14 protein-coding genes are annotated in these 13,758 nt (G+C 61.1%); 2 read left to right on the plus strand and 12 right to left on the minus strand.

The window, feature by feature from the left end:
• The 9 genes from Q362_RS0109205 to Q362_RS0109245 all read right to left on the minus strand — a co-directional run.
• Positions 1–225: host-nuclease inhibitor Gam family protein (locus Q362_RS0109205; protein ID WP_028318526.1), on the minus strand; the 225-nt coding region annotated here is incomplete at its 3' end.
• Complete coding sequence (locus tag Q362_RS0109210) at positions 222–611, minus strand: hypothetical protein (RefSeq protein WP_028318447.1); 390 nt, start codon at positions 609–611, stop codon at positions 222–224. The genes Q362_RS0109210 and Q362_RS0109205, both read right to left, overlap by 4 nt.
• A gap of 78 nt (positions 612–689) precedes the next feature.
• Positions 690–1,019, minus strand: coding sequence for a hypothetical protein (locus Q362_RS0109215; protein WP_028318448.1), 330 nt, complete (start codon positions 1,017–1,019; stop codon positions 690–692).
• A gap of 66 nt (positions 1,020–1,085) precedes the next feature.
• A complete protein-coding gene (locus Q362_RS0109220) occupies positions 1,086–2,327 on the minus strand; it encodes an ExeA family protein (RefSeq protein ID WP_169737393.1) in 1,242 nt (413 codons plus the stop codon).
• Between the two features lie 47 nt (positions 2,328–2,374).
• A complete protein-coding gene (locus Q362_RS0109225) occupies positions 2,375–4,063 on the minus strand; it encodes a hypothetical protein (RefSeq protein ID WP_028318450.1) in 1,689 nt (562 codons plus the stop codon).
• Positions 4,064–4,066: 3 nt separating this feature from the next.
• Positions 4,067–5,029, minus strand: a complete 963-nt coding sequence (locus tag Q362_RS23550) for a hypothetical protein (protein WP_157470003.1) — start codon at positions 5,027–5,029, stop codon at positions 4,067–4,069.
• A 1-nt stretch (position 5,030) separates the two neighbouring features.
• Positions 5,031–5,321 (minus strand): helix-turn-helix domain-containing protein, encoded by a 291-nt coding sequence (locus Q362_RS24055; RefSeq protein WP_028318452.1) that lies wholly within the window; start codon positions 5,319–5,321, stop codon positions 5,031–5,033.
• A complete protein-coding gene (locus Q362_RS24060) occupies positions 5,318–5,548 on the minus strand; it encodes a hypothetical protein (protein WP_028318453.1) in 231 nt (76 codons plus the stop codon). The genes Q362_RS24055 and Q362_RS24060 overlap by 4 nt, the downstream gene beginning before the upstream one ends.
• Complete coding sequence (locus Q362_RS0109245; RefSeq protein ID WP_028318454.1) at positions 5,548–5,970, minus strand: hypothetical protein; 423 nt, start codon at positions 5,968–5,970, stop codon at positions 5,548–5,550. The genes Q362_RS24060 and Q362_RS0109245 overlap by 1 nt, the downstream gene beginning before the upstream one ends.
• Positions 5,971–6,148: 178 nt before the next feature.
• On the opposite strand from Q362_RS0109245, the gene Q362_RS22220 reads away from it, so the two are divergent.
• Entirely contained in the window at positions 6,149–6,505 is a 357-nt protein-coding gene (locus Q362_RS22220; protein WP_084312510.1) for a helix-turn-helix domain-containing protein, read from the plus strand.
• Positions 6,506–6,533: 28 nt separating this feature from the next.
• Positions 6,534–6,995: a hypothetical protein gene (locus tag Q362_RS23560; protein WP_157470007.1), complete on the plus strand. Its 462-nt coding sequence runs from the start codon at positions 6,534–6,536 to the stop codon at positions 6,993–6,995.
• Between the two features lie 255 nt (positions 6,996–7,250).
• On the opposite strand, the gene Q362_RS22225 is transcribed toward Q362_RS23560, so the two are convergent.
• The 3 genes from Q362_RS22225 to Q362_RS0109265 all read right to left on the minus strand — a co-directional run bounded on the left by Q362_RS22225 (position 7,251) and on the right by Q362_RS0109265 (position 13,748).
• On the minus strand, positions 7,251–10,517 hold the full coding sequence (locus Q362_RS22225) for a Cache 3/Cache 2 fusion domain-containing protein (RefSeq protein ID WP_051553990.1): 3,267 nt from the start codon (positions 10,515–10,517) through the stop codon (positions 7,251–7,253).
• Positions 10,518–10,768: 251 nt separating this feature from the next.
• Positions 10,769–12,814 carry a two-component system sensor histidine kinase NtrB gene (locus tag Q362_RS0109260; RefSeq protein WP_211248474.1) on the minus strand — a complete coding sequence of 682 codons (2,046 nt, stop codon included), beginning with the start codon at positions 12,812–12,814 and terminating at the stop codon, positions 10,769–10,771.
• Complete coding sequence (locus tag Q362_RS0109265; protein ID WP_051553993.1) at positions 12,807–13,748, minus strand: phosphate/phosphite/phosphonate ABC transporter substrate-binding protein; 942 nt, start codon at positions 13,746–13,748, stop codon at positions 12,807–12,809. The genes Q362_RS0109260 and Q362_RS0109265 overlap by 8 nt, the downstream gene beginning before the upstream one ends.
• Between the last annotated feature and the right edge of the window lie 10 nt (positions 13,749–13,758).

Genomic DNA, 13,758 nt, shown 5'->3' on the forward strand with positions numbered 1-13,758 from the left:
GGCCCAGGCTTGCAGACCGGCCAGCAGGGCCTCGACATCCTCGCGGTACGGCCGCGCCTTTTCCTCGTGCTCGGCCTTGATCCGGGCGATCTCGTCGTTCATCGCCGTCTCGATCCGCACTACCTGGCGGCGGAATTCTCCGATTTGCCGGACCCAGGTCTCGGCCTCCTCCCTGCTCTGCGGCACCGCGATCCGGGGCGTGGCCTTGCCTTTCACCTTGCTCATTCCTCATCTCCTTGATTCCATCCGGCCTGGATGGATTTGTTGACGGCGGCGCGGTCAAGGGCCAGGTAGGCCCGGATCTTGTCCCGCGCCAGTTCGCAGGCGTAGCCGATGCTGATCAATTGCCGCGTGTCCGGAGCGGCGTCACACTCATCCATCAACTGAATGATGCGGAGCACCTGATCCACGGCGTCTGCGCGGTATCCGGAGATCACCCCCGGTAATTCCAGGGCTCGCTGCAATTCCTGGGAGGCATCCCACACCCTGTACAAGTGATCCTCCAATCCCATAGTACGCTTCACGCGCGGCACGTTGGCGCGCACCGACTCCATAGTGGCGCCGATGTCGCGCAGCTGATCCTGCATCTGTTTTTCCGCATTACTGTTCATTGTCTTTCTCCGTGGTTGCGGCCCCGTTCCCCACGGTGTATCGTGGCTGCGGGCCAATTGATTAGATTGTGCTCATGCTCAGCTCCGGTCGGAGAGCGGTGGCAGCCTCTCTCCGACCATTTTCTTCATCTCCCGCGCCGCGATCATCGCGGCCAGGTTCACGATCCGCAGCTCATCCGGCCGCTGCTTCCCTCGGCATTCATCGCACCAGGTATATTTGTAGGGGCGCCGCTCGCTCCATTCATGCCGGTCCTGCTCCCGCCGCCGCTCGCAGGCGGTGCGGAAGCCCTCCTCGCTCATCACGGTCGGCAGGCCGTTGGTCACCGGGCAGATTTTGCCGCCCGATAACTTCTTCCGCATCTCCATGCGTTCGGCCTTTGTGCCGAGTTGGTACGATCCCACCTTCATCTCGCCTCCCTTTTGTTATTAAAACGGTTATAATTTCGGCCTGGTTTTTAAAATTCCGGGCCGATTTTAGATTGCGTCGATCACCTCGGCGCTCACCTTGGCCTCACCGGTCTCGCAGGCGTAGTTCATTGCCCGGGCGATGTAGTTATTCACCGTCAGCGGATAGGCATGGCTGATGGTGGATTTGCCGTCACGGCTCTTGCTGGTCAGCCGCTTGCCTAGGGCGGCATAGGCGTCCTCGGCGAAGATATCTTCGAGCTTGCCGCCCACCCGTTTGAACTTCACCTCCAGGTAATCGTGCAGGTGGCCGTTGAGGCCCCTGATTTCGGCGACCTGCACCCGCCGGATTACCTCGCGCATGTCCACGTTCTGCGCTTCGTTGAACATGTGCTTCAGCTCGGTCTGGCCGATGAGGACGATCCCGAGCAGCTTCTTGTAGCCGTCCTCAAGCTCGTAAAATCGCTTCAGGTATTTGAGCGTCTGTACCTTGAGGTCGTGCGCCTCCTCGATGATCAGGCAGGCGCGGAACCCGCTTTTGGCGCGGTCGAGCAGCAGCCGCTGCACCTGGCGGGTTTTGTCCTCAAGCCTGATCCTCGGCCGCTCGCTGCTCACGTCCATAACGATAGCGTCGCAGATGGAAGAGGCGTTGAGCCGGCCCTTGTCGATCATCTGCGGAAAAATGACCATGGTGCCGCCGTCGCGCTTGAGCGTCTCCGCCACCTTGCGGCGCATCACCGACTTGCCGCTGCCCACCTCACCGATCACCGCCAGGAAGCCGCCGTGCATGGCCGCGTCGAGCATGGCGGCCTCGATGTATCGATGCTCGTCGCTCATGTAGACGTCGGCATCTTTCTGGATGTCGTCGATGAATGGATTGCGGAACAGCTTGAAGTGCCGCAACGCTGCCGTGGTGATCATCTCCACCTCCCTGGTGATGGTTATCTCAGTAGGATCTCCGGTTAATTGCGAGTGGCTGATGCCGGTTTTGATGCCCAGTCTCACCCGTCGGCCATGGCCGCGGGCCTTGGCGTGGCGCATTTCGCGGCCCTGCTTGCGCCAAATGTCCGCCACGGTCAGGCCATGTCGTTCAAGCCAGGCCGAACACGCGGCATCCGTCGTCACAATCTTGTCCACCGCCGCGACAAACCCGTCGATGGTCTTTGGGACATAGCCCCTGTTGACGCATAGGTTGACGGTCGGCCGGGAAATCTCCCGGCCGAGGAGTGCCGCTATCCTGTTCCTCAGTGCCGGCTGGCTGATATCGCATTCAAGCATCATCTGCTTAAGGACCAGAGGGGCGAATGCCATCTGATGTGCCTCTGCTTTGCCCATTGTCGTCTCCCCCTTGTTGCCGGCTATGCCTCGGTAGCGTGCCGCAGGTTCGGTTCGGTTTGCCGCCATTCCGACCCGGCCGCCATGGACAGCACGATCCGGTCGGCCTCGGCGGCATCGATGGCCGTGCCGTACTCGGCCCGCAGAGCCTGGTTGGTCGGTCCGTCCAACAACACGCCTGCGGCCCGCAATCGTTTGAACAGTTCCATGATCGGCACCATTTTCCTGGTATCCTCCCTCGATACCTCCATGACCGTCCCCCGTCTCGGCATGGGCACGGCCTTGATCGCGTCGGCCATGTGCCCCATCATGCGCAGGGTGCCGCCGAAGGGTAGGGCATCCTTGCCGCGCTCCTCGCCGTAGGCCAAATTGTCGTTGGCCTTGAGCACCTTCTGCACCGGGGTCTCTGGCTGCGCCTTGTATTCCTGGCCGATGATCGCCGCGTCGGCAGCAAACCGGCCGGCCATCTTGCCCACCGGACGGGCGAGGTAGGTGGCATCGTTGTACCGCACCGCGATCTCGGGCCAGTGATACGGACGCAGCACCACCTGCACCTTCCTGCCGGGCCGGATGCCCTCGATGTGCTTCACCCGGTAGGACTCGCCGCGGAAGGAGATGGTGTTGTCAGCGGCCACCGTGCGTTCCACCTCGGGCTCGGCGTAGAGATCGCGCAGGATCTCGTCGGTCGGCAGGTCGCGCAACTGTTCCTGCCGGATGGTCAGCCAGCAGGCGTTGCGGGTCATCCGGTGGCGCCGGTGTGTCCTGGTGCCGTTCCAGTCCACCAGCCAGTCGGCCGCCCAGGCGTTCAGATCCTCGATGGTGGTGGCCGGCTCGAATCGAAGCCGAGCCTCGAAATGGGTCTCGATGATTTCCTGGGCGCACTCGGCCGAGCCCTGCCGCCGCGGGTTGTGCGGCATGTTCTTCGGGATGTCGATTTCCAGGCGCTCCAGCAGCGCCATGATCCCTTTGGCCACGTTGGCAGCGCCGGCGTCCATCAGCAGGAAGAAGGGCACTCCGCGCAGGGGCAGCTTCTCGTGATGGCCGCCGCGCCAGGCCGAGGTGAGGAAATCGAAGGTCATGGCCGAGTTTTCGCCCAATGCCTTGTAATATTTGACGAACAGACAGTGGCTGAAGTGATCCGCCAACACCAGGCGGTAGATGCGGTCCTTGATTTTCCCCATGTTGACCGGTTTCTTTTCGCGGAAATCCCGCTCGTCCATCATCCGTAACCCCTTGCCGTTTTTGAGGTAATACTGGATGCAGATGGAGGCGTCGAACACGTGCACGTGGTTCGGGTGCAGGCTCGCCATATTGATGGACGGTGATTCCGTGTTGAGTGCCGTGCTGTTCATGTCCCTTTCCCTGAGTATGGCCTGCAACCTCGCCAGCGATACTTGCCCGGGCGCCAGCACGCCGTTGTCTTCCGCGATCTTCTTCGCTTCGGACAGCGGCAGGATGGTGCCCTTGACCTCGCGCGCGCTGGTCGAGATCAGCGCCGAGATAAATTGCAACTGTCCCTCGGTCACGCCGCATTTAAGCTGGCCTTTGTCCGCTCGCTCGGACCTGTTGGCCCGGAATCCGTGCTGCGCGGCGATCCGGTACAGCGTGGCCGCCGACTTCCCCGATAGGTGCCGGTACTCGGCGATAATCCGCCCCCGATCGCCGGCGCCGGCATGGATGAGCCGGTCGACCATCTCCCTGGCCCATTCCATGGGTCACTCTTTGTCCGTCTCGTCGGTGCGCAGGTGCGGCGGCACCCAGCCCGAACCGCCGTCCAGGTCGGGGTCGCCGTAAATATCGGCGGCGGTATCGTAGGATGCCTTGATGGAGCGCAGCAGGGACTGCAGGGTGATCATCATCTCGTTCGCCATCCGGGGCGTGTAGTCCTCGGGCAGCGGGTTGAGCGACGGGTCGAACTGGTTCAGCCAGCCCTCGATAGTGATCCGGGCATTCTGCATTTTCTGGATGAATTCCAATTCTAAGGCTTCCGGCCCTTTGGCCTCGACTTCCTTTTCGTACTTGGCCAGGTCTTTTTCCTGACGCCGGATCAACTCCTCCTTGGAGGCGATCAGCTTCTTGTTGGCCCGAAGGGTGGCCTCTTTTTCCTCGATGACCTGGTCCTTGGCCTCGATCAGCTGTTCCAGGGCGATCTCAAGTTCGTCCTTTGCATCGGGCGACAGTGGAATGCGTTTCTCGCCGATCACAACCTCGCTGTCCGTCACCTGGAGGGTGCCCTCGTTGGTCAGCCGACGCAACTTGCGCAGCTCGCGGTAGCCGAGGGAAAAACTGGCGACCGTCGCCAAAAATTGCTCTCCGAACAAAGCGATATTTTGCAAGTCCTCATCAATCTTTCTTCTGGATAATCCTATGTATTCACAATAGTTATTCCACGACCCTATCCCAGGAAGATCGCGATAAACCTTGGATTCCTTGACTTTCTTCAACTGGACCAAACTGGCGACCGTCGCCACTTTTTCGACAAACGTGAACGCCTGAATTCGCCCCGCTAACTCATAACTGTCAGCGATCCTTTGCTCTCGCTCCTCTTGGGCAGACAGCGCCCGATCCTCGCGCTGTTGTTCCAGTGCCACCACATCCTTGGACGCCTCGGACACAGGATCGATTTCCGTCTGCCGCCGCCTCAAAGCCTCTTTAAGGCTTTTCGTAATGTCGCTCATTTCATTCTCCCAACGATTCAAGATCCTTGCTGTCCCTGGCTATCCGCGACGCGAGCTGCGCTTTTTTCCGCGCCCAAAACATCGCCATCCCCAAGTCCAACTCCCAGGCGCCGCCCACGCAGCGCACCATCCGTTCATCTTCCAGCGTGGCCAGGTGGCACATCACCGTGCCGTGCGGCATGTCCACCGCCACGGCGACATCCTTGCCGGTCGCCGGCTCTTTCACTTCGGCGAGGTACCGCAGGATGTCGATCGACACCCGCACCGCCTCAATGCGTCTGTAGGTCGTCACTGGGCGGCCTCCATATCGTCCGGCAGGGAGAGGATGCGCGGCGGGCACCCATGATCCAGCAGGTATCGCAGCACCTTCCGCAGGTTCTTTTCCCCGTGGACCGTGCGCCACACCGGCACGTGGCTCGCGTATTCGAGTTCTCTGGCAATGTCGACATAGGTGAGCTTGTTCTTCCTCATCCACGTGTAGATTTTTTCGCCATTGCGCTTTTTCGCTTTTCTCGCCATCACATATCTTCTTCAAGTCGGCGCATTTTCTGGCGCAGACGCTTGGATTCCCGGTGTGCCCTGGCCCATTCGAGCAGCCTGGCCTCTTCCGGTCCGATCAGTTGGCCCCCGCCAAGGGCCGTCGCGATCACCGCCAGCGGCGTCGATGTTTCCAGGGCAGCGCAGATCAGCACCAGGGCCTTGAGACCCGGGACCCGGCTCTCGTCCTCTGGATTCAGATATTTTTCGAACAGGGCTTTACTCAAACCGCCTTGTCCGGTCAGGGGCATCCGGTGGCGCTTCGCCAATTCATTGACCCGGTCGAGCACCTTATCCCTGGACTTCCCGGATTTCTCCACCTCGGCGTTCAATGCTTCCTTCACATCGCGGACAACCGTATGCAGGCTGGAATAATTGAAGATGTTGAGCTGAACCGGTGCCACGTTCTCTTTCCTGTCCGCCGCCCCTGCGGCAACTGTCCTGTTTTTACGGGGATACGGACGTTGTAAATTACGCCCGCCCCTGATACTATCCGCCCAGGGGTAATATTGTTCCCCGTGGGGGTGTTTATACCTCTATAGAGGCATCCAATCAACAAAAAAATACCGCTATAGAAGTTTTATGTTTGGAGATCGACTGAGACAGCTTCGTAAAGAGCGTAACTTGACTCAAAAAGAGCTAGCCGCAGAGCTGGGCGTCTCGCAAAGTCATATTTCAGCGCTCGAAAAAAATGAAAAATCCCCGGGGGCAGAGATACTTGTATCTCTAAAGAGATATTTCAAGCTGGATCTCAATTGGCTCTTGGTGGGGGAGGGGGACCATCCGCAAAAAACAGAGACCAAGGGGAAGGTAATGTGGTTGATAGAGCAAGTACTGGTGGAGATGGATGAGGACGCGCAGCGTGATGTTTTAAAATATAGTGAAGAAAAGAAACTGCTGAACGAACTCCTCGCCAGCAAACGGAAAAAAAGCGCCTAAAAATAATCTCACGACGGGAACAGAGAAAATGAACATACTATTGATTATTTTTTCAATTCTTCCTTTTTTTTTGTGCGTGTCATGCTCTGAAAGCCAAGATGCGCGCCTCCAAAAACAAAGGTTCTCGATAAGTAGCGAGGGCGATCCGGAACTGATCGCTAGAGGTAAAGCTGTCGCTCCTAAAATCATTCAATCTTGCCCAAAATTGAATGAATATGCCACCGATCTCAGTGCTGCGAAAGTGAGCCTAGGCCGTTCGCTCGACAACGAATACGATGGTGGCCTGGAGATTGCCTTCAAGGTCTCCGATAAACCTAATTCATTGCCCAAACCGTTAAATTTGTTTTCAAAAGGGCACAATTGTTCTATCTTTTTGAATAGAGAACAGAATAAAATGTACATTGCCAAGCGGGCCTGCCATTCTCTCTGTGACGGCGTCTGGAAGGACAATGACCATGAATCTTTGGGAAAGACGTTCGCGCTTAAATAAAAAAGCCGCGAAGTTTTAATTCCTCCCCCACGCTGATCAGCGTGGGGGAGGTAAAAGAGGTTGCCTGTTTGGCGGCCTCTTCCTTTCTGACGGGTAAAAAAAACTTTCTTAAAACCTCTTCAAACTTTTCTTGATCGCACTCCTCTTTTCAACCAAATCCAACCTCGCGTAAACCATCGTCAACCACACTTATCGCAATTCCTACCATTCAGTTATCTCATCCCCCCCCATGTTCCGGCGGCATCGGCGGCAGCTTCATCCGGGCGGGCGGGCGTCCAGCGCGGCCCGTACCTCGCACGACAATTCCGCGATGCCGAGCGGTTTCGTCAGCAGCGCCCTGACCCCGACATCCCGGGCCCGTTCCCGGCCGAGCCGTTCGCTGAAGCCGCTGCAGACGATGATCGGCATGTCCGGCCGGATCGCCAGTATTGCCCTGGCGAGCTGCTCTCCGGTCATGTGCGGCATCATCAGGTCGGTGAGCACCAGGTCGAAGGCGGTCGGATCGGCGGTGAACAACGCCAGGGCCGCGCGGCCGTTTTCCCGCGAGGTGACCCGGTAGCCGAGCCCTTCGAGGAGCACGGTCATGATCTCAACGATCATCGCCTCGTCGTCCACCACGAGAATGCGTTCATCGCCGCCGGAATACACCTCGGGCGCCGTCGGCGCCGCCTGTTCCACGGCCTCGTCGAGCAGCGGCAGGTAGACCCTGAAGGTGGTGCCCCGGCCGACTTCGCTCGCCACCGCGATGTCGCCGCCGTGTTCCTTGACAATGCCGTGGACCACGGCAAGCCCCAGCCCCGTGCCCTTACCCTGCTCCTTGGTGGTGAAGTAGGGATCGAACACCCGGTCCAGGATGGCCGGGTCGATGCCGCAGCCGGTATCGGCCACGGAGAACAGGACATACCGCCCCGGCGGCAGCGGGGAATCGGCGGCTGCGGGCCGCGTCAGCGCCACCTCTCGCAGCCGGATGTCGATCCTGCCTCCGGATGCCTCGACGGCGTGGTAGGCGTTGATGATCAGGTTCATCGCCACCTGGTGCACCTGCGAGGGATCGAGGAGCACGCTCGGGCACTGGGTGTCGATATCCATCTTGATCTGGATGTTCGCCGGGATGGTGGCCCGGCAGAGTTTATAAACCTCCTTCAGCACCGCCTGCATCCGCACGGGCACGACCTTGTGCTCCGCCTGCCGGCTGAAGGCGAGGATCTGGCCGATCAGTTCCTTGGCGCGCAACCCGGCGGCATGCAACCGCTCCACGTATTTCTGCTGGGCGCTGTCCGGCGGAAGGCGCAGGCGCAGCAATTCGCTGTATCCCAGCATGGGCTGGAGAATATTGTTGAAATCGTGCGCGATGCCGCCGGCCAGGGTGCCGATGGCCTCCATTTTCTGGGCTTGGTTGAGCATGGCCTCCAGGCGGACCCGTTCCTCCTCGGCCCGCCGCTGCTCGGTGATGTCGCGGATGATGCCGACGATGTAGGGATCGCCGTTCTTGTCCGTGTACAGGGTTTTCTTGGTCAGGACGACATGCCGGACGCCCCGGCCGTCGGTCAGCCATTCCTCGTTGATGTTCTCCCGGCCGCTGGCCAGCACCGAGGCATCCTTTGCCCAGAACACCTCCACCTCCGCCGCCGGAAAAAAGTCGTAGTCCGTTCTCCCCAGCACCTCGTCGCGAGGACGCCCCATGAGCGCGCACATCGCCGTGTTGACCAGCATCCAGCGATGCTCCCGGTCCTTGACGAACATGGGATCGCCGAAACTGTTGATGATCTCGTCCAGATAGTTCCGCGACTCGGCCAGGGCATCTTCCGCCTGCTTGCGGGTGGTGATGTCGGAGATGAACCCTTCGATCATCTCGGGTTGTCCGGCGGCGCCCCGGCGCAGGTGCGCACTGATGGACACCCATATCCTGCGCCCGTCCTTGCGGAGCACCTGCACCTCGACCAGCGCCTGCCGATGCTCCGAGAGGGCGGCGAGCAACCTGTTCCGGTCGTCGGGATCGGCGTACAACTGATGGCGGCTGTCGATGACGGCGGCGATGAATTCCTCGGGCGAGGCATACCCGAGCAGGGAGGCCAGGGCCGGATTCGCGGTCAGGAAACGGCCTTCCAGGCTGCTCTGATAGAACCCTTCCAGCGCATTCTCGAAAATGCCCCTGTACTTTTCCTCGCTCTGGCGCAACCCTTCCGTGTACCGTTCGAGTTCGCCGGTCATGAGATTGAAGGTGCGCGCCAGAATCCCGATTTCATCCCCGGATTTCACCGGAATGAGTTGGGTGAAATCGCCCGCGATGATTTTGTGCGCCACTTCGGTCATTTGCCGCACCGGCCGGATGAGCGACCAGGTGACGACCAGGCAGGCCAGGCCCACCAGCACGGTGATGCCGCAACCGGCGACCAGCATGATGCGGATCATCCGGGCCCTGCCCTCGCGAAGCACATTGCTGTAGTTCTGCAATTCGTCTTCGTACACGCTGGTGCCGATCACCCAGTCCCAGGGCGCGTAATAGGCCAGACGGGCCACCTTCGGGCGCGGCGCCGGCTCCCCCTGATTCTGCCAGCGGTAGCGCACCGTGGCCATCTCACCGGGCTGCAATCGGGTCGCCCTGTCGAGGATCTCCCGAATGACGAGACGACCGTCGCTGTCCCGAACGTTCAGCACCTGCTCCCCGTCCCGCTCCCCCCTGTACGAGATGACATACCGGCCGCGTTCCTCACCGCCGCCGCCCAGCACGTAGACGTAGCCGGTTTTTCCTATCGTGCTCTGCACAATGGCCTGGCGGACACGGGCGGCCACCGCCTCCTGCCGGAGGCCGACATAGAGCATTCCCACTAGGCGGCCGGCGTTGTCGCGGACCGGCGCGTAGGCGGTCAGATACCAATCGTTGACCACATGGCTGCGACCGTGGAAGGTCCTGCCCGCCAGGACCGCCGCGATCACCGGATTGGCGCCGCCATCGGCGTCGACGGCCGGGATGCAGGTACCGATGGCGCGCGCGCCGGTCGGCGTCCGCACCGTGGTGGCAACGCGCAGCATGTCGCCGCGCTCGTTCATGCGCTGGAAAAGGGTGGCGCTCGCCCCGGTCAGTCTGCCCACTTCATCGACCACCGGCGTTTCGACGGCCGGATCGCGGTTCTTGCCGATCCATCGATTGCCGACGAAAAATGCGGGCAGCACCGGTTGGCCGGTTTCCCCGGTCGCCCGGTTGACCGTCTGCCATGCCACCGTCTCCTCCCCCAGCCGGACTTCGCCGGCATCGGTCAAGAGGCGTTCGGCGACCCTGAGATTGTTGTTCACCTGGAGCTGTGCCGTTTCGTCGGCGGTGCGCACCAGGTGGTACATCCCCTGGGTGATATGATCGAGATCGGCCTCGATGAGGGCATCCACCTCGCCCTGTGCCAGCAGGTTGTACTGGCCGCTCTGCCAGACGGAAAGCAGGACCAGGGTCATGGCCGTGAGCAGCACGCAACCGGCGCTCAGCAAGGCGATCTTGGTGCTCAGGCGTATTTGACGGAAGGGATGCATCGCGAACCGGATCGGAAAAGGGATGGCAAGACGGCTATGCGCCGGAGCGCCACTTCAGGAAGGAAAGGATCGGTCCCGGCCCCGTGTCTGTCGACACCGGGCAGCACCCGGGGCAGGCGGTGGCCAGGCCGGACCGATACATGGCAGACAGCGGTTCTGCATTGATTCCCGGGAATCCGATACGGGACGGCCTTGCCGAGGTTGGCACGCACTATAGAGGATTGCTCCCCCGGCCGTCTAGGTAAATCTACCTAATACACCACTTCTCTGGGAGGCAGTTCGACGAGGAAGACGGTGCCCGGCCCGGACAGGCCGAAGGGCGGAACGGCGCCGGCCAGGTATTCCACCGGCGCGGGACTCTGGGCGGAGATGGTGCCGCCGTGCTCCTTGATGATGCCGAAGGACACGGACAGTCCCAGGCCGGTGCCCTTGCCCACCTGCTTGGTGGTGAAGAAGGGGTCGAAAATCTTGTTGAGATTCCCCTGGGTCACGCCCTGGCCGGTGTCGGCCACGCTGACCTCGATCTGGCCGCCGGTGCCCCGCCGGCTGCGGACGACGATGACCCCGTCCTGGCCGATGGCGTCCGCTCCGTTGTTGAGCAGATTCAGCCAGACCTGCTTGAGCCGCTCCTTGTTGCCGTCGAGGGGAGGGACGGTCTCGTCGAGATGCTGGATGATGGTGATGCCCTTGAGGGAAAAGGCATGCTCCACCAACTGGACCACCTCGCGCAGGGAGCCGTTCAGGTCCACGGCCTCCCGCACCGATTGGGAGTGGCGGGAGAACCCGAGCAGGTCGGCGACGATCTTCCGGCAGATCTTGGCCTGCTTTTCGACCACCTGGAGATTTTCCAGGAGTTCCTGGTCGGTGATGTCGTCCATCAAGAGCTGGGTGTAGCCCAGGATGATCCCCAGCGGCGTGTTGATCTCATGCGCCACGCCGCCGGCGAGACGGCCCAGGTCCTCCATCTTCTGCGACTGGATGAGCTGCTCCTGGATTTTTTTCAGCATGGAGATGTCCCTGGCGGTCAGCAGCAGGCCCATGATGCCGCCGTCCTGGTCGGCGACCGGCACCTTGACGATATGGAACCACCGCTGGCCGTCGGGCCGCTTGAAGGTGATTTCCTTGGCCAGCGAATGGCCGGTGAGCAGAATCTGCTTGTCCTCGTGGAAATTGAGATCGGCCTGTCGTTCGGAAAAGATGTCGAAATCGGTCTTGCCGATCACCTCGTCCTCGTTGAGGTTGAAATAGTCGCAGAACGCCTTGCTGGCGAACCGATAGGTCAGCTCCTTGTCCTGGAGGGTGATGAAGTCCGGGGTGACGTTCATGATGGTCTTGAGCAACTCCTGCTGCCGGGCGATGGTCTTTTCCCGTTCGGTCAATTCCTCGATGTGGTTCTTGATCGTCACCGCCATCACATCGAAGGCCTCGGCCAGGTCCTGGATTTCGTCGCCGAAGTTGTATCGAAACACCGGGCAGTGGCGGCAGCTCTCGATCTTGAGCGGATACTCCTTGCCCCGGCAGTGCGGGCACAGGGTGCCGGCCAGGTACCAGCAGCGCCGCCGCGTGTCGCCGTGGGCGGGGCAGTCGAGTTTCGCGCACTCCATGATGTCCCAGCAGTTTTTCTCCAGGGGGACGCCGACCTGCACGTTGAGGTTACCCTTGACGATCTCCTCCGCCGACTCCCTGAGCCGGTTGAGCCGGAGCGTGACCGTGCGGGCGAACCAGAGGGCGAGCACGATGCCCAGGCTCACCACCCCCAGCGTGCCGACCAGGCTGATCAGCCGCTGCTGCCGGATCTGGGCGTCCATCTTGCTCCGCGACAGCCCCAGACGGACCGATCCCAGGTTTTTTTCGCCGAGGATGATGCCGACGTTGAAATCGTAGACCGCCCCCCGCTCGGTCTCGAGGAGAAGAGGCTGGGGACGCCGGCTGTCCCGGTTGACCCTGAGCAGGTCGTGGGGAAAACCGCCCCCGGAAAAGGTGTGTGAAAGGACGTTGCCGCTGGTGTCGGTCAGGAAGATGTAGAGCACGTCACCATACTGATGGTGGGTGTTGTCGATGAGATTTTTCATCTGGAGGAAATCCATGGCCAGCAAGGGCTCGGCCAGGCGAAAGGCCAGCCCGGCGCTCAGGGCCATGCCCCGCTTTTTGCCCTCGTCGAGGAGCGCCCTCGAGGACATGGCAGAGAGGAGCAGCCCGATGCTCAGGCCGCTGAAGATCAGCATCAGGGCCATCCCCAAAGTGATCTTGGTCCGGAATTGCAGGCTGTGCAGCCCCTTGAGCAGATGCTTACTCACCTTCCAGCCCCACCTTCCTGTTCAGCTCCCGGATGGGATCGAAATCCCGGTCGTCGGAGGGGACGAAGCCGATGAATCGGGCCGCCTCCAGGATGGCCCGGTGCCGGGGATCGTGCGCGTAATCGAGTTTGAGCATGGCCGCCCGGATCTTGTCCGCCGCCTCCTGGGACAGACGTGGGCTGTAGGCGTACACCCAGCCCGGATACGGCCTGGAGGTGGCCACCACCTTGATCTGGCCGATGTCGATCTTGTCCTCCACCACCTTCAGCGAGCCTTCGCGGATGGTGCCGAAATCGTGCAGGCCGGCGTAGACGCCCAGGATGACATTCTCCTGCCGGCCGCCGGAAAAGACCACCTCCTGGAAATCGCGCAGGGTCAGGCCGTGATCGACGAACAACCCCAGGGGAAACAGGTAGCCGCCGGCGGAGGACGGATCCACCGCCACCCAGGACTTGCCCCGGCAATCCTCGACCGACCGGATGGCCTCGTTGTCCCGGCGGGCAATGATCTGGCCGCGGAACTCCGCGCGGCCGTCCTCCTCGACGATCCGGGCCATGGCCCTGGCGCCGTACCGGTTGGCCAGGTTGACATACACGAAGGGGTTGGAAAAGGAGATGTCGATCTTGCCCTGCCCGAACATGCTGATGTGATGGGCAAAGGTATCCGGGAACACCTGCCGGATGGAGAGCCCGGTCTCCTCGGCCAGGTACTCCACCAACTGCTGGTGCCGCTGGAAGGACTCGGTATGCGAGTACTGCGGGAGATAGGCGTAGGTGATGGCCGGCTGCGGCGGCTTGGCCGCGATTTCCCGGCGTTTGTCCAGGGAAACCTTGACCGGTTTCTCCCCCTCGCCGCAGGCAACGAGCAGGACGGCAGTCAGAAACGCACACAGGATGAGCACTGGTTGCGGCATGCGGCGGCCCGGTTCGATCATGGGTTCACGG

Origin of the sequence: Desulfobulbus elongatus DSM 2908 (assembly GCF_000621145.1) — a bacterium.
Lineage (GTDB): Bacteria > Desulfobacterota > Desulfobulbia > Desulfobulbales > Desulfobulbaceae > Desulfobulbus > Desulfobulbus elongatus.